This window comes from Chitinimonas sp. BJYL2 (assembly GCF_027257935.1).
Classification (GTDB): domain Bacteria; phylum Pseudomonadota; class Gammaproteobacteria; order Burkholderiales; family Chitinimonadaceae; genus Chitinimonas.
The window spans coordinates 698,807-720,367 of the sequence record NZ_JANZKW010000001.1; the positions used below are offsets into that span (position 1 = coordinate 698,807).

Sequence of the window (21,561 nt, forward strand, 5' to 3'; positions counted from 1 at the left end):
AGATCAGGGTACGTGTCGCCCGGCAGCATTGGGCCGACACCGCGGGGTGCAACCCGTAACGCCTTACCGCTGCATGGGGTAGCCCATGCGGCAAGGAGAAGTACCATGGCCAAAGGTCAGCTGCGTGGCAATAAGGAAGTGAAGAAACCCAAGAAGGAAAAGACCACCACCCCGGTCGTCAGCACCTTCAACTCACAGGTCAAAGCCGCAGAAAGCGGCAAACCCAAGTAAGCATGCCGCCGCTGCCTGGCCCGGCCAGCGTGCTGGCAGGTCGTGCCGGGCGGCGTTGTATTGCCGGGGCAGATGCACGGCTAAGCGGTCACCGCCGGTAGCGTGAAGTAGAAGCAGGCGCCGGCGTTAGGGGCGGATTCCGCCCACACCCGACCACCATGCTGATGCACGACGCGCTGGACGATGGCGAGGCCTATCCCGTTGCCGGGAAACTCCTTGTTGCCATGGAATCGCTGGAACGGTGCGAACAGCTTGCGGGCATGTTGCAGATCAAAGCCAGCGCCGTTGTCTCGTACATAGTAAACCGGGCTGCCGGTCTCATCCGGTTCGGTACCCACCTCGATGCATGCTGCGTCCTGACGGGCCGAGTATTTCCATGCGTTGCTGATCAGGCTTTCGATCAGTGCAGACAGCAGACCGCGGTCTGCCTCTACCGGCAGGCTGGGCGCAATACGGATCTCTACGTTGCGGTCCGGCTCCCGATTTTGCAGACGGGCGCAGGCTTGGCGTGCCAGATCGGCCAGATCGAGCAGTTCACGCTCTACTCCCTGATTGGATAGTTTGAACAGCCTGAGCAGATCATCAATCTGCTCATCCATGCGCGCAGCTTCGGCACAGATCCGGACCAGATAGTGGCGACCGTCATCAGGCAGGGCTGCCATATGGTCTTCGAGCAGGATATTGCCAAAGCCATTGATGGCCCGCAGTGGCGCGCGCAGATCATGCGAGACCGAATACGACACGGCCTCCAGTTCCTGATGCATGTTTTCCAGCCGTAGCGTCTGCGCCCTCACCCGGCTGTCGAGTTCGCCATAGCAATGCAGATTCTCGAGCGCGAGTGCCGTGGCGTCGGCCAGGCTTTGCAGCAAGGCGGTTTCATCGGCAGACGGGGTGTACGGGTAGGCCCAATAGACGCCGATGGCGGCAATAGGGTCCTGCTGGCGAACAGGCGTCATCACCATGCTGTAGACAAAGGTGGGCAGATACACGTCCAGCGGAATGCGCGCGTCGGCACGGATATCCGGTATCACGACCTGCCGCCGGTGGTCCATGGCCCAGCCGCTGATACAGGCCTCCTTGGGAAAGCGACGTCCCTTCCAGAGCTGCGAGATCGCGTCTTCATCGGCATAAAAACACTGCTCACCCTCGGCGATCACGAAGCTGGCACCATCTGCAAGCACGAGTTCGCGCGCGACTTTGCGTACCAAGGTGGTGACATCATCGAGTTTGCGTGCCATGGAAAGCTGCTTGACCACCTCGACCAGCCGACTCTGGCAGCGCATGAGCCAGTGCCAATGCGTGCCATCGACATTGGCCGGCACGCGATCCAGCCATTGGCGTACCGCATGTTTGAGCCGCCAGAGATCGCGTTTGTCGATGTAGTCTGTCGCACCGGCCGCGAGTGCGGTTTGTACGGAGACGACATCCGCCTGGCCGCTGAAGAACAGGAATGGGACCTCGGGCAGGACCAGCCGGGTTGCCGCCAGCAAAGCCAAGCCATCACCATCCGGCACATTGCGGTCGGAGATCACCAAGTCGAATCGCTGCTTGCTGAGGGCCTGCTGCCCTGCTGCGATGGTGTCGACATGGTGGAGGTCGATATCCAGCCCCAGCCGCGCCAGGGCATTGATGACCAGCTGGCTGTCGAGCGGGTTGTCCTCCAAGTACAGCACGGTGGGCATTGCCATGTCTGGTTCCTCCAGAGTCAGCCCATCAGTTCGCCGCATGCTGCTCTTGCGTGGCAAGCTAAGCGCCTGTTGGTGCCTGTGCCGAATCGCACGGCAAGGCGACCTTATTTGAGTACACCATAGCAGAGCTAGCCACTGCTCGTCTGCGCCGTCGGGCGTCAAGCATCGACCTCTTCGCCCAGAAATCCGCCGCTCTGATGGGCCCAGAGTCGTGCGTAAAGACCGCCCTTTGCCAGCAAGGTGGCGTGGTCGCCTTCTTCGACAATTCGACCAGCATCCATCACGATCAATCTGTCCATGGCGGCAATGGTCGACAAACGGTGGGCAATCGCGACCACGGTCTTGCCTTCCATCAGCCGATACAGGCTACGCTGGATCGCGGCTTCGACTTCCGAGTCGAGGGCGCTGGTAGCCTCATCCAGCAGGAGGATGGGGGCATCCTTGAGCATCACGCGGGCAATGGCAATGCGCTGGCGCTGGCCACCACTGAGCTTCACGCCCCGCTCACCGACATGGGCGTCAAAACCCGTGCGCCCCTTGGGGTCGGCAAGACTGGCAATGAAGTCCAGCGCTTCGGCACGCTCGGCCGCAGCAATCATTTGCGCTTCCGTGGCATCCGGGCGGCCGTAAAGCAGGTTGTCGCGCACCGAGCGATGCAGCAAGGACGTGTCTTGCGTCACCATGCCCACCTGACGGCGCAAGCTGTCTTGTGTGACATGCGCGATATCCTGACCGTCGATGAGAATACGGCCCTGCTGCACGTCGTAAAAGCGCAGCAACAGATTGACCAGGGTGCTTTTGCCCGCCCCCGAGCGGCCGATCAAGCCAATCTTTTCGCCGGGCCGGATGTGCAGATTGAGATCTTCCACCACGGTCTTGCCGTTGCCGTAGGCAAAGTGCATGTGCTCGAAACGGATATCCCCCTCGCTCACCGCCAAAGGCCGGGCATCGGGGGCATCGGTGACGGCGACCGGGCGTGAGAGGGTATTGATGCCGTCCTGTACGGTGCCGATGTTCTCGAACAGGCTGGCCATCTCCCACATGATCCAGTGGGAAATACCGTTCAGGCGCAGGGCCATGGCCGTGGCGGCCGCAACGGCACCAACGCCCACCTCGCCGCGCGTCCACAGCCATAGCGTGACACCGGCCGTGCTGGCGATCAGGCTCATGCTGAGAATATGGTTGACGATCTCGAAGCCGCTGACGAGGCGCATCTGCCGGTAAGCCGTCTGCAGGAAATCGGCCATCGCGCTCTTGGCAAAGTCGGCCTCGCGCTCGCTGTGGCTGAACAGTTTTACCGTCGTGATATTCGTGTAGGCATCGGTAATGCGGCCCGTCATCAAACTGCGGGCGTCGGCCTGTGCCGCCGCCGCCTTGCCCAGACGCGGCACAAAAAAGGTCAGCGCCACCATGTACGCCAGCAGCCAGCCCAGGAAAGGCAGCAGCAGGATCAGGTCAAAACTCCCGACTACCGCGATCATGGTCACGAAGTAGATGACGATGAACACCATGATGTCGGTGAGGATCAGCACCGTGTCGCGCACCGCCAGTGCCGTTTGCATGACCTTGGCCGAGACGCGGCCGGCGAACTCGTCCTGATAGAAGCTCATGCTTTGACCAAGCAGATGGCGGTGATAGCGCCAGCGCAGCCGCATGGGGAAATTGCTCTGCAGGCCCTGGTACTTGCACAGGGCCTGCAGCGCGATCAGCAAGGGGCTGGCCAGCAAGATGCCAGCCAGCAGCAACAAATGCTGTTTTTGCGTGGACCACAACTCGGCGGGCGGAATCCGGGCCAGCCAGTCCACCACATTGCCGAGCATGGAAAACAGCATGGCTTCGAATACGCCGATCAAGGCCGTGAGCGCCGCCATGATGAAGATCAGTGGGCGCATGCCCTCGGTGCCCGCCCAGATGAAGGCGAAGAAACCCTGGGGCGGCACATCGGCCGCGACATCGGGATAGGGGGAGATACGTTGCTCGAACCAGCGGAACACGGCTTCCTCGCACTTTTCTTGGTTTTGCTGTGGTGGCGAGTTTACAAGGCTCAAGCGCTGGCTACGAGCCTCACCCCGTGCCGGAAACGAGACCGCCCCGATCAGGCACTTGCGTGATCGGGGCGGGTGTTCGGCATGGCCGGGTCAGACCACAGCCGGGCACTCGGGAGATTATTTGGTTGGCGCGGCTGCTTTGGCGGGCTCGCTGGCTGGGCCGGCAACCGGCACGGAGGGCGTCGCAGCGGTTTCCGCTGGCTTGGGTGCCTCGACAGGCTTGGCGGCCGGGTCTGCCTTGGCCGTTTCGGCAGGCTTGGTCACCACCGGAGTCGTGGCTGGCTGGCCGGGTTCGGCAACCGGTGTGCCGGCGTGTACGGTGCCCAGGGTGGCAGCGAAGGTGGCGGCAATCAGGGTGGCAGTCAGCTTGGTCATGGCACAGATCCTCTCGGGTTGTTGGGGTTACCGGATCGGCAGCCTGCGCCGCCGTCCTTGGCACCCAAGTTAGTCCCGCCCGGCTGAACGGTGGCTGACACAAACCCTGTGCACAATTACCGCAGGCAAGCCGTCATCGCGCGCCGCTGTGAGGCGTTGGTACAGGCCGGAGCAAAACAGCCCGGCCGCGGTAGAACCACGGCCGGGCTGTACTCGGGGGAAGGGCCGTGTGATCACGGCATCCGCGCCATCGGCACTGGACCCGCCCTAAACCGGGCGGGGGCGTGCCTGTTGGATAAGGTGGTAACGATCTCAGTTGTCGTTGAGCACCTTGAGTTGCAGCGTGCTGCCAGCCAGCGAACCCACTGCGTAAACGCTGTAGATCTTGCCGGATTCGAGCGTCAGGTTGGCCGACAGCGCGGTCGTGCTGGTGCCGGCAACGTTGACCTTGATCGCGTAGGTGGCGGCGGCCACTTCAAGGTAATCGGTCTTGGCCTTGAAAGGCACATTGCTCACCAGCGCAGCGTCATTGGCCAGGATGTCGACATTGGGTGCGTCAGGCGAGAGGTGGGCAATACGCAGTTTGGCTTTGCCCGCAGCAGGCTTGGCCGTGGTGTCGTCAAAGACCAGGGGCTCGATATTGGCAAGGAAGTTGGCCGCGACCACGCTGTACTTCTTGCCGGCTTCCAGCGGCACATCGGCATTGATGACCGTGGTGCTGGTGCCCGCCGCATTCACCTTGAAGTTATACGTACCCGCCAGTGGGTCCAGATAAGCCGACGCCACCGGGAAGGGTACGTTGCTCAGCGCTACCGCGTTGTTGACGAGGATATCCACCGAGGGCGCATTGGGCGAAGCATGGACAGCCCGCACCAGCGCACGCTGGTCCTTGACCTCGAATACCGGGTTCGCGATATCGCGCGTCAGCACCAGCAGGGAGACCGGTGAATTGCCCGTGCTGGCATCAATGGCGGCGGCGACCAGGTTGGCACCTGCGGCCAGAGAGAGTTTGCCCGAGTCATAAACCACGGTCGTGCTGCCGGCGGGGGTAACCCGCACCCGGTAATCGCCCGCATCCACTTCCAGTGCGGCCGAAATCCCCTTGAAGGGCACATTGCTCAGGGTTGGTGTACCCAGTGCTGCAGCGGGTGCAGTCACATGGACATCCACGGCGGGAGCCGAAGGCGCGGCATGTACGACGCGAAGCTTGATCTTGCCCGAAGCCGGGGCAGCCGCCTCTTCCTCAACCACCAAGGGTTCCAATGCAGCCAGCTTGTTGGCGGCGAATACCGTGTAGTACTTGCCACCGGCCAGCGTGGGCGAAGCGCTCAACACCGTAGTGGTCGTCCCTGCCGCATTCACCCGTACCGTGTGGGCGCCTGCCGTGGTCTGCAGAAACCCGGTTGCCGCCTTGAAGGACGCATTGGTGACCACATTCGTGCCATCCAGTGCCACATCAACGGCTGGCGCATCCGGCGAAGCATGTACAACCCGCACATACGAAGCTGCCGGTGGGGCAGGCGGCGTGGGTTGCGGGCTGCTGTCGTCGTCATTACAGGCTGTCAGCAGCGCCATGGGCGCCAGCACAGCCAGCGAGAGCAAAAAGCGTTTCATTTCGACCTCCTGTTCATGGCCAGCCATGCCGGCCACACCCTTCGTTGAAAGAACGAACCCGAGCGCAAATGCGCAGTTCGTAATGTACACACGGTGTACATTAAATTTCAAACAGGGTGTACAAAACAGGGAAATGACACAAAATGTCCGTCAGAACAGGGTAGCGGAAGCATCTGCACTCACCCTGAAAGCACGAGCACTACGGAAATTTATCTTTACGAATCATGGATATGCCTATCCAGGCATGCAATCACCCAAGCCGGATCATCCAGCACCAGATCATGTCCGGCATCAGGGTGTACAAAACTCCGCGCGGATAGCCGCTGCGCCAAACGGGTTGTACATGCAGGGTTAACCAGACGGTCCTGACGACTGCTTAGCAGGGTCAGCGGCTGCCCAGGCCACGCGCCCACCGGCCTGAAGCGGGCTGCTGCCGTTAGCTGGCGCAAGAAGTTACCCAGGCTGACCGGCTGATCGCGCTGGCAAGCCCGCCACTGCGGCCATGCCAGCGCGCGTCGTTGTGGCTGGTTGCTGGTCAGATGGAGCAGTCCATACTCACGCCAGATTGTGGGCATGCATACCAACCCCAGCACCAGCGGATAGCATTGCCAGCGTAGCCGGTGCCAGAACGGCGACACGCCGGCAAAACTGGTGTTGATCAGGACGAGGGAGCGCACCTCAGCCGGATAATGTTGTGCCCAGTACAGCGCCACCATACCGCCCATGGAAAGCGCCAGCACATCCACCGGGCCTTGCGCCAGCACTGCGGCCAAACCCGCACGCAATGCTTCACATTGCGCCGCAATGCTCAGGCCGGCTGGCTCGCGCCAGCGCGTGCCATTGCCTGGCAGATCGGGCGTCAGCACTGGCCGGCCGCTGGCTGCCGCGAGTTGCGCAGGGAAGTGGCCCCAGTGGCGCGCTTCGCGCCCCAGCCCCCGCAACAACACCCAGGGTGTCGGCTCAGACATCGCGGTACCAAAGGTGCATGGCATCCATCCGGTGGCGCTGGCTACGCAGGTTGCCCTGCAGCCAGCGCGGCCCGCTGCCCGCCAGGCGGGTCAGGAACTCCATGAAAGCCAGGTGCGTGCGCATCACCCGCTGGTGGCGATGCGGGGCAATCGGGTTGAATGGGCCCAGACGGGAGAACAGCTGGCGGGGATTCTTGCGCACCCAGTTCCATGAGCCCATCTCCAGCGTGAGCGGCACGAACAGACGATCGCCCAGCTCGCGCGAGCGCAGGTAGAGGTGATCCCACAGATCGCCATGGGTCAGGTAATGGCGGCTTTGCGGCTCGAACACATAGTGATTGTTGGGATAGGCCTGGTCGAACAGGGTTTTGAGGGTGTAGACCTCGCCAAGTATGTCGATGGGGCGACGGCTCCCGGCCAAGGGAAACCAGATCCGGTCGCGCAGGCCGAATCCCGAATGGCAGTCGAGGGCCAAGGCAAGCGGCCGCGTCAGCAGCTCCCGCTCGACCACCGCGCACAAAGCCGCGCTCTCCGGCTCCATGGCCGCTTGCGCCTCGCCGCGATACCAGGGCAACCAAGGGCCGGCACGATGCCCGCCCACCAGCCAAGCGACGCCCTCTGCCGCATCGCACGGGGCGTTGCGCATCAGGTCCACGCCGGCGGGATTGGCACGGCGGTGCAGCAACATGCCGCCGGGATTCACGAGTGGCATGAACACCAGTCGCACCTGCGAGAGCTGATGTTCCAGCAGCGGGTCCCAGCGCAGGCGCATCAGCAGGTTGTGTAAAAAGGCGAGGATGACCTGGGTGCCGATGCGCTCCAGCCCATGAACCCCGCCGAAAAAGGCCGCTACCGGCGCGTCGGCTGCCTCGCTACCCAGGGTGAGTACATGCACGGGCAGGGTGTAGCGCCCGACCGCCACTTCCGCCTCGGTGCGCGCGCGCAGATGGCCCGCACCCAGGCGGATGAGGCGTTCCAGTTCGGCCAGCTCGGGCAGTTCGTGACGGGATGGGCGCATGGTGTATCGCAGACGGGTCTGTCGCAGCATAGCCAGCGACGCCACCAGAAAGGATGACGCTTTCGTGACACACGCCACCGCGCCCGATGCCGGACCAGTACCCGTGCCGGCTTATGCCCATTTTGCATAGGACCTGTACGACAGGATGCATTTCCATACTGGCAGTACGGCCTTTACACTCGAGGGCTATCCCCATCGGAGCCCATCATGGATATCCAACGTATCAATCCGGAACAGCGCTGGTCGGATGCGACCGTTTTCCGGGGCATCGTGCACTTTGTCGAGGTGCCGGCCCGCGTTGACGGCGACATGGCCGATCAGACCCGGCAAATCCTGGCGCAAGCAGAACACACTCTGGCCTTGGCGGGCAGCAACAAGGCTCGCCTGCTCATGGCAACGATCTATGTCACGGACCTGACACTGGTGCCCGCTTTCAATGAAATCTGGGATGCCTGGCTGGCACCCGGCACTGCCCCTGCCCGCGCCTGCATCAAGGTCGAACTCAACAAGCCCGGCATGCTGGTCGAGATTGCCTTCGTGGCCGCCGCAGCCTGATCTTCACCATGCCCGACCGCCCACCTGGCCTGCGCCTGCTGATGATCGGCGCCGTACTGATCGCCGCCGCCCTGCTGCCTGCGCAGGCACTGGCACGCGAAGGCCCGGCCACCTTGACGCTGTGCCAGGAGGATGCCGACAACTACCCCTGGACCCTGACAACCGGGCCGGGCTATTCGAACCACCTGCTGGACAGGGTGGGACAACAGCTGGGTGTGCGTATCCGCTATGTGCGCAAGCCCTGGCGTCGCTGCCTGCTGGAGGCACAGCAGGGCGCCGTGGATGGGGTAATGGATATTGCGTGGCTGCCCGAGCGCGAGACACTGGGTGCTTATCCCATGCACAAGGGCAAACCTGATCCGCGCTACCGCCTCCACGATGACAGCTACTCACTGTTCACGCATATCGACAGCTCGCTCGACTGGGATGGCAAGCAGTTCAGCCAGCCAGCCCCGCGGATGGCGGCGCAAGTCGACTACTCGGTCGTGTCGCCCTTGCGTGCTCTGGGTGCACAGGTCACAGAAAGCGCCAAGGGCTCGGTCGACATCCTGAGGCTGGTCGTACTGGGCAATACCGATGGCGCGGCCCTGCTGACGCGGGAGGGGGATTATCAGCTCTCACGCCACCCGGATCTGGCCCGCCAGATCAAACGCGCACCGCAACCCATCTTCAACCCGCCGATGTACCTGATGGTGTCGCACCGGATTGCCGATCAGCATCCGGCTTGGACACGCAAACTCTGGGAGACCATCGCCAGCGTGCGTGAGTCGGCGGCCTTCCAGCGGCAGGCCGCACCGCTGCTCAAGCCGTAAACGCCTTCGCCATCATCCGCTCGAAGTCACTGGCCACGGTGGTGGCAGGTGCCAGCATCAACGCTTCGAGCTGACTCAGACGCGCTCGTTCCAGCGCGTCGGTGCCGCCACGGGCGTTCTGACGCTCGTCATGCTCAGGCCGGATGCTCACGCGTACAACACTGCCGTCCACATAAAACGCCAGTGTGGGATGGCCTGCGGGTGAGGTTTCGGTGCGGTAATCCAGGCCCAGATTGAGGCAGCGGATTTCCACGGCCTTATCGTTATCGCTGTAGATCACCAGATTGATATCCGAATGCGGCCCGGCATTGCCCTTGAGCACCGAACCGACCAGATACGGCTTGAACTCGGCGAACAGGCGCATCGCCTCGCAGGCACGCTGCCTGAGCGTCTGGACAATATCGCCATGCCCGGGCTGATAGAGGCTGCGGTAGTCACGCAATGCCTGCTCGACTTCTTCATTGCTGGGGAGATTTTTGCCCTCGGGCATGCCAAGCCGGCGGATCGCCTTGCGTTTGGCGCTGGCAAAGTCGTCGATGTGCTCTTCGGCCATCAAACGCGCCGCGAGCTGGATGATCTGTTCCTTGGCGCCACGGGGCGAGCGATCTCGATGCGACATGGTGTCCTCGGGTCGTAAGCGTGCGTTGGCACAGGGCCTGAACGCAGTTAGCCTAGCGCAATCTGTATGACACGTGCCAGCACGGCGACGTGATCACCTGCAAATACGCACCGGGATACACACTCAGGCTTTCCATGCACGCCACCACCGCCGCCGATCTGCACTGGCTACTCACCTCACCCTCATTGATTCGCCCCGGCACCTTGCCCGCCGGCATGCTCGATGGCGACAGTAAGCTGGGTGCGCACTGGTGGTCGCAGCTCAACCCCGCCCTGCTTCCCGAACCCGTCGTGGGCGAGCCCTTCCGGCTGGGTCGTCAGGCCGAGGCGCTGATGCTGGCGGCACTTGGGCAACTGGCTGGCCACACCCTGCTGGCTAACCAGCTGGCCGTGCGCGAATGGGGCCGCAGCCTGGGCGAATACGACTACCTGCTGTTGCCGCCCGAACAGGACCGGCTGCTGCACATTGAACTGGCCGTGAAAGTGTTCATTGCCCTGCCCGAGGTCGGTGAGGTTTGCTTGGTCGGCCCCGGCCTGCGTGATGCACTCGCGCTCAAGTTCGACCGCCTGATCCACCATCAGCTCGCGCTCTCGCGCCTGCCCGCCGGCCAGTTGGCCCTGCCGATGAAGTTACCTGTCCAGCCCATGGCTTGGCTGCGTGGCTGGATGTTCTACCGCGAAGCGCCCGACTTGCTGCCCAACGTGCTGGCCGAACAGCACCCGCGCGGCTGGTGGCGACACTGGGGCGAACCATTCCCGCAAACCCGGCCAGACAGCCTGTGGCGCACCTTGCCGCGCACCGACTGGCTCGCCCCGCGGCGCGCCGACAGCCGCGCGCAGCCCCTGCCAGTGTGGCGTAATCATGTGAGCGAAATCATGCGCGAACAGGCGCGCCCCCTGATGGTGGCCGAATACGCGCCCTATGCCGAAGGTGGCCACGAACTGGCGCGCGGCATGATCCTCACGCCGGGCTGGCCCGACCCGGTAAGGCTGGCCCAGCTGCGTGCCGAGATCAACCGCATTCCTGTACAAGCGTAGCCACGCAGGGCGGCCAGCGGCATCATGCCGGCTTTACCCTCTAGCCGTAGACACCTCATGCGACTCGCCGTTGATCTCGCCAAAGCCTACCGATTGCTTAACCACGGCCCCACCGTGCTCGTCACCAGCGCACACAGTGAGCGTCGCAATGTGATGGCCGCGGCCTGGAGCATGCCGCTGGATTTTTCGCCGCCCAAGATCACTGTGGTGATCGACAAGAACACACTGACCCGTGAGCTGGTGGACGCCTCTGGCGAGTTTGCCCTCAACATCCCCTCGCGCTCGCTGGCCGCCGCCACGGTGGCGGTGGGATCACGCTCCGGCAAAGACGAGACCGACAAGTTTGCGAGCGCCGGCCTGAAAACCTTTGCGGCCAGCCAGATTGGCGCCCCACTCATCGAAGGCTGTGTAGGCTGGCTGGAGTGCCGGGTGATTCCCGAACCCCATGTGCAGCAGACCTACGACCTGTTCATTGCCGAAGTCGTGGCGGCCTGGGCTGATCCGCAAGATTTCAGCGAGGGCCACTGGCATTTCGCGGCCGGCCGCGAGCGCTCGATCCACTATGTGGCAGGCGGGACGTTTTTCGAGACAGGCGATGAATTCAAGGTCGGCGGCTAGCACCACCGACCTTCACGACGACGCGGCGACTAAACGCGCAGCAAAGCCATCTTCAGTGGATGCTTGCCATCACGGCTGGGGAAGTCGGCCTCGGGCGTGATCCACTCGACCTCGCGCACCGTGCGGCCGGCTTTCACCGCGCTGCGTTGCAGCTGCTCGAGCCAGGCATCGGCGTCCACCTGCGCCACATTGTTGCAGCAGATGATGGTGCCGCCCTCGGCGGTCGCCAACAGCGCCGGCTTGAAGACGGACGGGTAGTCGTTCACCAGATCGACCACGCCGAACAGGCTCTTGGCGTAACGCGGCGGATCAAGGAATACCAGATCGAACTGGCGGGCCTCAAGCTTGGGGAACGGTGGCATGCGCTTGCCGCGCACCACGGCCGGCTGGCCGATGCCCGACAGCTGGCGTACTGCGGGGAACACATCGCTCTGCACAAAACGCGGCCGTACCGGCAAATCGTTGAGGCGGGCGTTGTCCTTGCCCACGCGCAGGCTGGATTCGGCAAAGTCCACATTCATCACGAAGCTGGCGCCGGCCTTGGCTGCGGCAATGCCCACGCCGCAGGTGTAAGCGAACAGATTGAGTACCGATTTGCCGGCCGCTTCCTGCATCACCCGGCGACGAGCTGCACGCAGATCCAGGAACAACCACGGGTCCTGGCCGCTGTGGCGCGCCTGGATGTGGTACTTCACCCCCATTTCTTCCGCCTCGCGCGGCGCCATGGCTTTTTCCAGCTGTGCTTCATCGAGCGGATTGCGGATACGCGAGTTGGCGTCGCTGCGGTCGTTGTAGATGGTCGTCAGCCCCGGCAGCACGCCGGCGTAGAAGCCTTCGATCGCCGCCAGTCGCTCAGGCGTCAGCGCCGTATGGAAGGTCTGCACCAGCAACAGATCGCCGTAGCGATCAATGGTCAGCCCGGCTTCACCCTCCACGCTGCCGTGGAACAGCCGGTAAGCCGTGGTGTGCTCGGCGTGCAGGGCGTCTACCAGGCTGGCACGCGCGTCGAATGCGGCTTGCAGCAAGGGAATCAGGGTGGCGGGCATGGGGTTTCCAGAATAAGCAGGCGGCTTGATGCCGCCGAAGTAGGCGCATTCTACGCGCTTCGCTCTGCGCTTATCGGCCCGCGTCGGTCACCGCCTGCATGCGGCTGATGGCGTGATACTGCACCCACAACGCCAGCGCGCCGAAACCGGCACACATCGCCCACACCGCATGGCCGCCAAAGCGCGCATAGACCAGATTGCCCAGCAGGGGCGCCAGCATGGTGCGGCCACCCCAGATGGCGTTGTATAGCGCCAGATAGTGCCCGGCACGACCCGTATCGGCGCGCTGCATCATCATCGCGGTTTGTGGCGGCATCAGCAGCATCTCGCCCAGGGTGTAGATCGCCGTGGAAAGCAGCGCCACCAGCGCACCACCGGGCGCGGGCAAACCGGCCGCCAGCGGCAGGATGGCAAAGCCGCCGGTCAGCACCGCCGCACCCAGCATCATCGTGCGCCGTGGCGGCCAGTGTTCGGTATGCAGCGTGACGGGTATCTGCAGGAACGCGACCATGAAGCCATTGAGCGCAAACGTCGCGCCGATCCATGCGGGCGACAACGCGGCGTACTCGCGCAGATAGTTGCTCATCGTGCTTTCGGATTGCGCGTACACAATCGACAGCAGCAGACAGGCCAGCAGGAACCACAGGAAGGGCGGGTCGGCATACGGCCAGCGCGCGTTGTCTGCGGTGCCAGAAGCGTGCACTTGTGGCGGCTCCAGCGTATCGGCGCGGCGCAAGGCCCAGTGCAGAAAGGTGGCTGCTGCCAGCGCCGTGGCTGCATCGGCTGCGAACACATAGCGGTAGTCGTACTCGGCAAACCAGCCGCCGATCAGGCCGCCAAACGCAAAGCCCAGGTTCACGGCCACGCGCTGCAAGGATTGGGCGCGGCTACGTATCGCCTGCGGGCAGCTTTGCATCAGCACGCGCTGCATGCTGGGCCGATAGCCGCCATCAAACACGCCGCCGAGCAGCAGCCACACGGCCAGCCACAAGGGCGAGCTGACCCAGCACAGCATCAATAAACACGCAGCGCTGGCCACCAGCATGCCCAGCATCAGCCGGCGTGCGGGCAGGTGATCGGTGAGTACCGATACGCCGAACGACCCGGCCAGCAAGCCCGCGCCATACAGGGCTAGCAGCATGCCCACGGCCGCCAGATCAAAACCCAGCGTCTCGCGCAGATACAGCGCCATGAACAGCTTGGCCGTGCCGCCCATGCGGTTGATGAAACTGGTCACGGCCAGGCCGTACACCAGCACCGGCACGCCGGCAAAGCGCTGTTTGAGGGAGTCGGGCACCGACACCTGGGGCCGCTCAATAATGCGGCGGGATTTCGTGCTGCGGGCCGCCCAAGCGCAGGCCGTCCTGATTGCGCTGCGCCTCCTGCACATTGCGCAGTTCGCGCGCCAGCAGCTCCAGTTGTTGCTGTTGCAGGGCCACGATGCGGTTGAGCTCGTCGAGCAGATCGTCCTGCAGCGCCAGGCGGATTTCGAGTTCGGTGATGCGGTCTTCCATGATGGCTACTCTTTCCAAGACTGACGGAGCTTACCGAATAACAACGGGCCGCGTAGCATACGCGCCTTGCCAGCCGACCTCAGACGCACCATGACCGAGAAGTACGACATCCGCCCCGATCAGTCCACCGAGCTGCTCAAGGCCCTGCACATCCTCACGCGCGACGGCAAGCTCAATCAGGACAGCCGACGCAAGCTCAAGCAGGTGTACCACCTGTTCAACTTCATCGAGCCGCTGCTGGCCGAGGCACTGGGCAAGCATGCCGACATCCGCGTGGTGGACCATGGCGCGGGCAAGTCCTACCTCGGTTTTATCCTGTATGACCTGTTCTTCAAGCAGCAGGCGCCGGCCGGCCATATCTACGGCATCGAAACCCGCGAAGCGCTGGTGCAGACCTCGCGCGATCTGGCCCAGCGTGCGGGCTTTGGCGGCATGTCCTTCCTGAACTTGTCGGTGGCCGATTCGATCACCTCGAGCGAACTCCCCGAGCGCATCGACGTAGTCACCGCCCTGCACGCCTGCAATACGGCCACGGACGACGCGATCCGCTTTGCGCTGGAAAAGGAGTCCGAAGCCATCGTGCTGGTGCCGTGCTGCCAGGCCGAAGTCGCAGCCACGCTGCGCAAGCACAAGGGCGATATGCTCAAGCACCCGGTGGCCGAGCTATGGCGCCACCCGATCCACACGCGCGAGTTCGGCAGCCAGCTGACCAATGTGCTGCGCTGCCTGCAGCTGGAAGCACACGGCTACAACGTCACCGTGACCGAGCTGGTGGGCTGGGAGCATTCGATGAAGAACGAACTCATCGTCGCGCGCAAACACGGCAAGCCCAAACGCGCCGCCGCCGAGCGCCTGCAAACGCTGCTGAACGAGTTCGGCCTGAGCGAGCTGAGCGAACGCTTCTACACTACGTAGGGTGCCAATAAGGCCAAAGGCCGCATTGCACCGCCTGGCTCACATCGCCGCCCGGTGCATTGCGCTGCGCTTAATGCACCCTACAGTTGGCGCCCGGCATCACTTCTTGAACATCCGCATCACTGCGGCGGCACGCAACCCACCCGTTCGGCAAGCTGGTCCGCGGCATACCCGGTAAGGCATTGCACCCGGCCTTGGCGTAGTCGCCTTGGCTGGTCGAGCTGCCTGGTTGGCAGTCGGGGCGTGCAGTGCATGCAGACCGGGATAGCTTAGGGCCAAGCCGCGCGAAGAATCGTACGATCCATCGCGCACATCTGACACAATGTGGAATATTCTTCTTCAATAGAAACAAATTGAAGATGATCAACCCATGAGCACAGCAGAAAGCCGAATCGACGCCGTAGACCGGCAAATCCTCCGTGCACTTCAGCGCAACGCCCGTATCAGCAATGCCGAACTGGCCGAGCAGGTGAACCTGTCGACCACCGCCTGCTGGAATCGCACGCGGCGGCTGGAGCAGGAGGGCTTTATCCGGGGTTATGTGGCGCTGATCAATGCGCAGAAACTGGGGCTATCGGACACCGTGCTGATCGAAGTCACCCTGGAGCGCCACGAGGACGACACCCTGAGCCGCTTCGGCGAGCAGCTCGCCGCCCTGCCCGAGGTGCTGGAGGCGTATCTGGTATCGGGCGAATACGATTACCTGATCAAGGTGGCGGTGGATGGCACCGCCGGCTACGAGCGCTTTCTGCGTGAAAAGCTCTACAAGATCCAGGGCATACGCCACAGCCGCTCGCGCTTTGCGCTGCGCTGCATGAAGCAGGCGGCGTCGGTAGAGGTGTGAGCCGCCTTGCCCGTCAGGCGATACTCACTCGCCGGCGACCTTGAGTTTCTCGCCTTCCACCAGCACCGTGTCGGTGCCGTTGCTGAGCCAGAGCTGGCCATCCTGAATTGTGGCCTGCAACTGCATACCGCGCTCGTTCATGGCCGCCAGCTGCGCCAGCGTCTCGGGCGAGATGCCGACCACATTGAGGTTGTCGAGCCGCGTCAGCTTGCTCTCGATGCCCTTCCACCAGATATCTGCTGCACGACCGCCGTAGCTGTACAGCCAGACCTGATCGGCACGGCCGCAAGCCTGGCGCAGACGGCGCTCGTCGGGCTCGCCCAGGTCGATCCAGACTTCGATCTCGTCCGAATAGCTCTTCTGCCACAAGGCCGGCTCATCATCGCCGCAAATATCCTTGGTAAAGCTCAGGCGCTCGCTGGCATGCAGGATGAAGGCCGTCAGGCGCAGCATCATCCGTTCGATGTTTTCCGACGGATGCTGGGCCAGCGTGAGGCTGTGGTTGGCGTAATAGCCGCGGTCCATATCGCTGATGGAAACGTCGGCCTTGTGGATGGTGGCTTTGAGTGCCATGAGATGCCTTGCAAAAACACGGTAGCTCGGGCCGCGAGGCCCAAGACGTACATCAACAGAATGGGATAGCCGGGCTGGGTAGCCCGGCCTGAGGAACTTACCTGCCGCGCGGCTTGTGCGGCGTCTTGCCCTTGCCACCGCCCAGGTTGGGCTGACGCGGCTTGCGCGGTGCATTGACCATGATGCGGCCCACCGAACCCGGTCCGCCGCCGCCACGCGCATTAGCGGGCAAAGGCTTGCCTTCACGCTCGCCGGGGCGCTCGAACGGGATCAGGTGCTCGGGGCCGTTGCCGATCAGCTCGCTGCGGCCCATCTTGTGCAGCGCCTCGCGCAGGAAGCGCCAGTTCTTCGGGTCGTGGTAGCGCAGGAAGGCCTTGTGCAGACGGCGCTGCTGCAGGTCCTTTACCACCGGCACCTTCTCGGAGCTGCGGCTCAGCTTCTTGAGCGGATTGCGGCCACTGTGCCACATGGCCGTGGCCAGCGCCATCGGTGTGGGCGTGAAGGTTTGCACCTGGTCGGGCCGGAAGCGGTTCTTCTTGAGCCACAGCGCCAGGTTCAGCATGTCTTCATCGGTGGTGCCCGGATGGGCGGCGATGAAGTAAGGAATCAGGTACTGCTCCTTGCCGGCCTGCTTGCTGAACTTCTCGAACAACTTCTTGAAGTCTTCGTACGCGCCCACGCCGGGCTTCATCATCTTGCTGAGCACATTGTCTTCGGTGTGCTCGGGGGCGATCTTGAGGTAGCCGCTCACATGGTGGGTGACCAGCTCCTTCACGTATTCGGGCGATTTCACCGCCAGGTCGTAGCGCAGGCCCGAGCCGATGGTGATGCGCTTCACGCCCGGAATCGCGCGTGCCTTGCGGTAGAGCTGGATCAGCGGGCCGTGATCGGTATTGAGGTTTTCGCACACGTCCGGGTACACGCAGCTGAGCTTGCGGCAGGCCGATTCGATCTTCGGGTCCTTGCAGGCCAGCCGGTACATGTTGGCCGTAGGGCCGCCCAGATCGGTGATGTGGCCGGTAAAGCCCTCGGTCTGGTCGCGGATATGCTCGATTTCCTTGAGGATGCTGTCCTCCGAGCGGCTCTGCATGATGCGGCCCTCGTGCTCGGTGATCGAGCAGAAGGTACAGCCGCCAAAGCAGCCGCGCATGATGTTCACCGAGAACTTGATCATCTCCCAGGCCGGGATATGGGCATCGCCATAGCTCGGGTGCGGATTGCGCGCGTATTTGAGATCGAAGACGTAATCCATCTCCGGCGTGGTCAGCGGGATCGGCGGCGGGTTGATCCATACGTCGCGCTCGCCATGCAGCTGCACCAGCGCGCGGGCGTTATGCGGGTTCGATTCCAGATGCAGCACGCGGCTCGCGTGCGCATACAGCACCGGGTCGTAAGCCACGGCCTCATAGGCGGGGATACGCACCACGGTGCGCTGGCGTGCATCGAGCTTGGCACGCACGCGTTCGGCCTTGCTGATCAGGCGGATCGGTTGCGCGCCTTCAGGCAAGCTGCCTTCAGCCGGTTTGGGTGCAGCAGGCTCCATCGCATAGGGGTCAATATGGGTATCGACACGGCCGGGCATGTCCACGGTGGTCGAATCCTCTTCCGACCAACCGTCACCGGGACGCCAGCCGTGCGGCACCACAAAGGCCGTGCCGCGGACATTGTGCATGTCGCGCAGTTTTTCCCCGGCATTGGCACGCTGGGCAATCTCGACCAGTGCGCGCTCTGCATTGCCGAACAGCAGGATATCGGCCTTGCTGTACATGAGGATGGACTGGCGCACGTTCTCGGCCCAGTAATCGTATTGGGCGATACGGCGCAGCGAGGCTTCGATGCCGCCGATCATGATCTGCACGCCGGGGAAAGCCTCGCGGCAGCGCTGGGCGTAGACCACGGTGGCGCGGTCGGGGCGCTTGTCGGGCGCGCCATGCGGGGTGTAGGCATCGTCGGAACGCGCCTTGCGATCAGCCGTGTAGCGGTTGACCATCGAATCCATATTGCCCGAGGTCACGCCAAAGAACAGGCGCGGCTCGCCCAGTGCCTTGAACGGCTCGGCCGAGTGCCAATCGGGTTGGGCAATGATGCCCACGCGCAGGCCCTGGGCCTCCAGCAACCGGCCGATCAGCGCCATGCCGAAGCTCGGGTGATCGATATAGCAATCGCCGGTCACCAGAATGATGTCGCACTGATCCCAACCCAGCGCCGCCATTTCCTTGCGGCTCATCGGCAGGAAAGGCGCAGGCGGACGGGGCAGCACGCCCTCGGGCAGCACGCTCAGCGCGGGGATGCCATCGGGGCCGGTTTTGACGTAATCAGACATGGATTGCAGCAGCTCGACAAACAGTTAGCCGGCGATTATCGCAGATATCGCTGACACGGTCTTGCAAAATCCCTGTTATTTCATGGTCTTATGTCACCACGCCAGCGCGCCGGGACTCAGCCCATGCAGAAGAAGTTGAGCTTGTTGCCATCAAGGTCGCGAAAGTAGGCTGCATAGAATCCTGGCCAGCGCTCACCGGGCGCGCCTTCATCGCTCGCCCCCAGCGCCATGGCCTTGGCGTAAAGGCGGTCCACCTTGTCCTGGCTGTCCATTGCCAGCGCCACCATCACGCCATTGCCCACGGTAGCCGGCTGCCCGTCAAAAGGCAGCACAATCGAGAGCGCAGCCTGCTCCTGCGAGGTGCCCCATGCCACCCCGCGCTCGAACTCGAATACGCGCTGCGCACCGATCTCGCCCAGCAAGGTTTCGTAAAAAGCGATGGCCCGCGGCATATCGCGGGTGCCTAGGGTGATATAGCCAATCATGATTGCCTCCTTGCTCAGTCTCGGGTGGCCGTCATGCGGCCGTCTGTGCTAGACAGGAGTCTTCGCGCCCTCCGCGCATTATCGACCGCCATTGTCATGAAACCCACCCACTTTCTGTCACTGGTGCTTGCCCTGATGCTGCCTTGCAGCGTGATGGCAGCGCCCATGCCCCCCAAGGCCGAACCGCGTCCCTTCGAGGTGGCTTCACCGCACGGCAAGCGCACTGATCCTTACTATTGGCTGCGCGATGACCAGCGCAGCGACAAGGACATGCTCGCCTACCTGAAGGCCGAGAACGCCTATCACGACGCCATGAGCGCGCCGTACAAGCCGCTGGCAGACAAGCTGTTCAAGGAGATGGTGGCACGCATCAAGCAGGATGAGAGCACCGTGCCGTATCCGCAGGGCGACTACCGCTACTACACGCGTTTTGTGCCGGGCAAGGAATACCCGGTGTATGCGCGCAAGCCACTCAAGGGCGAGAAGGAACAGGTACTCATCGATGGCAACCGCGAGGCCCGCGGCAAGCCCTTCTATGAGGTGGGTGCACTCGATGTGGCGCCCGATCAGCAACAACTGGCCTGGTTTGAAGATGCCAGCGGACGCCGCCAGTACACGCTGCGCATCCGCAATCTGGCTACCGGCAAGCTCTACCCGGAAACCATCACCGGACTATCGCCTGCACTCGCCTGGTCGGCCGATAGCCGGACGATTTTCTACATCGAGAATGATCCGGTCACGCTGCTGGGCAAGCGCATCAAGCGCCACACGCTGGGTACCGATCCGAAAACCGATACGGTGATCTACACCGAAGATGACGACAGCTTCTTCATGGGCTTGGGCAATAGCGGCGACGACCGCTACGTGCTGATTCAGCTGGAGAGCACCACCACCAGTGAGATCCGCGTGATCGATGCGGCCAAGCCGAACGACGCACCGACCCTGCTCGCACCGCGCGAGCGCGGCATCAAGTATCAGGCCGATCATATCGGCAGCCGCTGGATCATCCGCACCGACTGGCAGGCACCCAACTACCAGCTGATGCAGGTAGCCGATGGCGCCATCGGCAGCCGAGCCAACTGGCAAGCGCTGGTGGCGCATGATCGCAACGTGTTCATCCAGCAGTTCGCCCTGTTCCGCGACCACCTGGTCATCAACGAGCGTTCGGGTGGTTTGCTGCGTATCCGCGTAATGCCTTGGGCGGCACCGGACAAAGCCTTCCATCTGGATGCCGACGAACCGGCCTACACGGCGGAAATCGACATCAATGCCGAGCAGGACACCCACACCCTGCGCTATCAGTACACCTCGCTGACCACGCCCAAATCCATCATCGATGTGGACATGAACACGGGCAAACGCACGGTGCGCAAGGTGCAGGCCGTACTCGGCAACTTCAAGGCTGAGAACTATGTGACCGAGCGCATCTGGGTGACGGCGCGTGACGGCGTGAAAGTGCCGGTATCGCTGGTCTACCGCAAAGGCTTCAAGCGCGATGGCAGCGCACCGCTCTATCAGTACGCCTATGGCGCCTACGGCATGTCGTCCGACCCGGAATTCCGCAGCAGCCAGCTAGCGCTCCTTGATCGCGGCTTTGTCTACGCCATCGCCCATATCCGCGGCGGCCAGGAAATGGGGCGTGATTGGTACGAGCAAGGCAAGCTCAAGCACAAGCAGAACACCTTCAACGACTTTGTCGATGTCACGGATGCGCTGGTCAACCTGGGCTATGGCGCTCGCGACAAGGTGTTCGGCATGGGCGGCAGCGCCGGCGGCCTCTTGATGGGGGCCGTGGCCAATCAGGCCGGGATGAAATACCGCGCCCTGATCGCCCATGTGCCCTTTGTAGACGTCGTCACCACCATGCTCGACGAAAGCATCCCGCTGACCACCAACGAGTTCGACGAATGGGGCAACCCCAAGCTGCAACCTTGGTACGACATCATGCTGGCCTATTCGCCCTACGATCAGGTCAAGGCCCAGCCTTACCCGGCCATGCTGGTGACCACGGGGCTGCACGACTCGCAGGTGCAGTATTACGAACCCGCCAAGTGGGTGGCCAAGCTGCGCACCCTGAAGACCGATACGAACCCGCTACTGTTCAAGATCAATATGCAAGCCGGCCACGGCGGCAAATCGGGTCGCTTTGCACGTGTTCGCGAGGTGGCGGATGAGTATGCGTTTGTGCTGAATCAGGCCGGTATCACGCGCTGAGCGCACCCAGGTGTGGGAGCGGCTTCAGCCGCGAATGCAGTGCATCACACAATGCAGCATTCGC

At 63.0% G+C, this 21,561-nt stretch carries 21 protein-coding genes; 8 read left to right on the top strand and 13 right to left on the bottom strand.

Annotated features, from left to right (window positions below; genetic code table 11):
• Positions 1–105 precede the first annotated feature (105 nt).
• Entirely contained in the window at positions 106–231 is a 126-nt protein-coding gene (locus tag O9X62_RS03305; protein ID WP_269531339.1) for a hypothetical protein, read from the top strand.
• A gap of 80 nt (positions 232–311) precedes the next feature.
• On the opposite strand, the gene O9X62_RS03310 is transcribed toward O9X62_RS03305, so the two are convergent.
• The 6 genes from O9X62_RS03310 to O9X62_RS03335 form a co-directional block, all read right to left on the bottom strand.
• Complete coding sequence (locus O9X62_RS03310; protein WP_269531340.1) at positions 312–1,919, bottom strand: ATP-binding protein; 1,608 nt, start codon at positions 1,917–1,919, stop codon at positions 312–314.
• 158 nt (positions 1,920–2,077) lie between these two features.
• Positions 2,078–3,913 carry an ABC transporter ATP-binding protein gene (locus O9X62_RS03315; RefSeq protein ID WP_269531341.1) on the bottom strand — a complete coding sequence of 612 codons (1,836 nt, stop codon included), beginning with the start codon at positions 3,911–3,913 and terminating at the stop codon, positions 2,078–2,080.
• A gap of 171 nt (positions 3,914–4,084) precedes the next feature.
• Positions 4,085–4,342, bottom strand: a complete 258-nt coding sequence (locus O9X62_RS03320) for a hypothetical protein (RefSeq protein ID WP_269531342.1) — start codon at positions 4,340–4,342, stop codon at positions 4,085–4,087.
• A 312-nt stretch (positions 4,343–4,654) separates the two neighbouring features.
• Entirely contained in the window at positions 4,655–5,956 is a 1,302-nt protein-coding gene (locus O9X62_RS03325) for a DUF4397 domain-containing protein (protein ID WP_269531343.1), read from the bottom strand.
• A 215-nt stretch (positions 5,957–6,171) separates the two neighbouring features.
• Positions 6,172–6,924: an alpha/beta fold hydrolase gene (locus O9X62_RS03330; RefSeq protein WP_269531344.1), complete on the bottom strand. Its 753-nt coding sequence runs from the start codon at positions 6,922–6,924 to the stop codon at positions 6,172–6,174.
• On the bottom strand, positions 6,917–7,942 hold the full coding sequence (locus tag O9X62_RS03335; RefSeq protein WP_269531345.1) for a M14 family zinc carboxypeptidase: 1,026 nt from the start codon (positions 7,940–7,942) through the stop codon (positions 6,917–6,919). The genes O9X62_RS03330 and O9X62_RS03335 overlap by 8 nt, the downstream gene beginning before the upstream one ends.
• Before the next feature lie 207 nt (positions 7,943–8,149).
• Here O9X62_RS03335 and O9X62_RS03340 point away from each other — a divergent pair, with 207 nt between their 5' ends.
• Positions 8,150–8,497: a RidA family protein gene (locus O9X62_RS03340; RefSeq protein WP_269531346.1), complete on the top strand. Its 348-nt coding sequence runs from the start codon at positions 8,150–8,152 to the stop codon at positions 8,495–8,497.
• Between the two features lie 8 nt (positions 8,498–8,505).
• Entirely contained in the window at positions 8,506–9,309 is an 804-nt protein-coding gene (locus O9X62_RS03345) for an ABC transporter substrate-binding protein (protein ID WP_269531347.1), read from the top strand.
• Here the strand turns inward: O9X62_RS03345 and O9X62_RS03350 are convergent.
• Positions 9,299–9,928 (bottom strand): nucleotidyltransferase domain-containing protein, encoded by a 630-nt coding sequence (locus O9X62_RS03350; protein WP_269531348.1) that lies wholly within the window; start codon positions 9,926–9,928, stop codon positions 9,299–9,301. The genes O9X62_RS03345 and O9X62_RS03350 overlap by 11 nt on opposite strands.
• A 134-nt stretch (positions 9,929–10,062) precedes the next feature.
• Here O9X62_RS03350 and O9X62_RS03355 point away from each other — a divergent pair, with 134 nt between their 5' ends.
• Complete coding sequence (locus O9X62_RS03355; protein WP_269531349.1) at positions 10,063–10,965, top strand: DUF1853 family protein; 903 nt, start codon at positions 10,063–10,065, stop codon at positions 10,963–10,965.
• Between the two features lie 57 nt (positions 10,966–11,022).
• Entirely contained in the window at positions 11,023–11,583 is a 561-nt protein-coding gene (locus O9X62_RS03360) for a flavin reductase family protein (RefSeq protein ID WP_269531350.1), read from the top strand.
• 29 nt (positions 11,584–11,612) lie between these two features.
• Here the strand turns inward: O9X62_RS03360 and O9X62_RS03365 are convergent, their stop codons facing one another.
• The 3 genes from O9X62_RS03365 to O9X62_RS03375 all read right to left on the bottom strand — a co-directional run bounded on the left by O9X62_RS03365 (position 11,613) and on the right by O9X62_RS03375 (position 14,143).
• The gene (locus O9X62_RS03365) at positions 11,613–12,629 is read right to left on the bottom strand and encodes a class I SAM-dependent rRNA methyltransferase (RefSeq protein WP_269531351.1); all 1,017 of its coding nucleotides are present in this window, start codon (positions 12,627–12,629) and stop codon (positions 11,613–11,615) included.
• 70 nt (positions 12,630–12,699) lie between these two features.
• Positions 12,700–13,926: an MFS transporter gene (locus O9X62_RS03370; RefSeq protein WP_269531352.1), complete on the bottom strand. Its 1,227-nt coding sequence runs from the start codon at positions 13,924–13,926 to the stop codon at positions 12,700–12,702.
• A 16-nt stretch (positions 13,927–13,942) separates the two neighbouring features.
• Entirely contained in the window at positions 13,943–14,143 is a 201-nt protein-coding gene (locus tag O9X62_RS03375) for a SlyX family protein (protein WP_269531353.1), read from the bottom strand.
• A 90-nt stretch (positions 14,144–14,233) separates the two neighbouring features.
• Between O9X62_RS03375 and O9X62_RS03380 the strand changes: the two genes are divergently transcribed.
• Together O9X62_RS03380 and O9X62_RS03385 are read left to right on the top strand one after the other, a co-directional pair.
• Positions 14,234–15,058: an SAM-dependent methyltransferase gene (locus tag O9X62_RS03380; RefSeq protein ID WP_269531354.1), complete on the top strand. Its 825-nt coding sequence runs from the start codon at positions 14,234–14,236 to the stop codon at positions 15,056–15,058.
• Between the two features lie 370 nt (positions 15,059–15,428).
• Positions 15,429–15,902, top strand: a complete 474-nt coding sequence (locus tag O9X62_RS03385) for an Lrp/AsnC family transcriptional regulator (RefSeq protein ID WP_269531355.1) — start codon at positions 15,429–15,431, stop codon at positions 15,900–15,902.
• Positions 15,903–15,926: 24 nt separating this feature from the next.
• Here O9X62_RS03385 and O9X62_RS03390 read toward each other — a convergent pair whose 3' ends face one another.
• The 3 genes from O9X62_RS03390 to O9X62_RS03400 form a co-directional block, all read right to left on the bottom strand.
• On the bottom strand, positions 15,927–16,475 hold the full coding sequence (locus O9X62_RS03390) for a YaeQ family protein (RefSeq protein ID WP_269531356.1): 549 nt from the start codon (positions 16,473–16,475) through the stop codon (positions 15,927–15,929).
• A 97-nt stretch (positions 16,476–16,572) separates the two neighbouring features.
• Complete coding sequence (locus O9X62_RS03395; RefSeq protein ID WP_308446418.1) at positions 16,573–18,798, bottom strand: YgiQ family radical SAM protein; 2,226 nt, start codon at positions 18,796–18,798, stop codon at positions 16,573–16,575.
• A gap of 116 nt (positions 18,799–18,914) precedes the next feature.
• Entirely contained in the window at positions 18,915–19,283 is a 369-nt protein-coding gene (locus O9X62_RS03400) for a VOC family protein (protein WP_269531357.1), read from the bottom strand.
• Between the two features lie 96 nt (positions 19,284–19,379).
• Between O9X62_RS03400 and O9X62_RS03405 the strand changes: the two genes are divergently transcribed.
• Positions 19,380–21,497 (top strand): S9 family peptidase, encoded by a 2,118-nt coding sequence (locus O9X62_RS03405; RefSeq protein WP_269531358.1) that lies wholly within the window; start codon positions 19,380–19,382, stop codon positions 21,495–21,497.
• Positions 21,498–21,561: the final 64 nt, after the last annotated feature.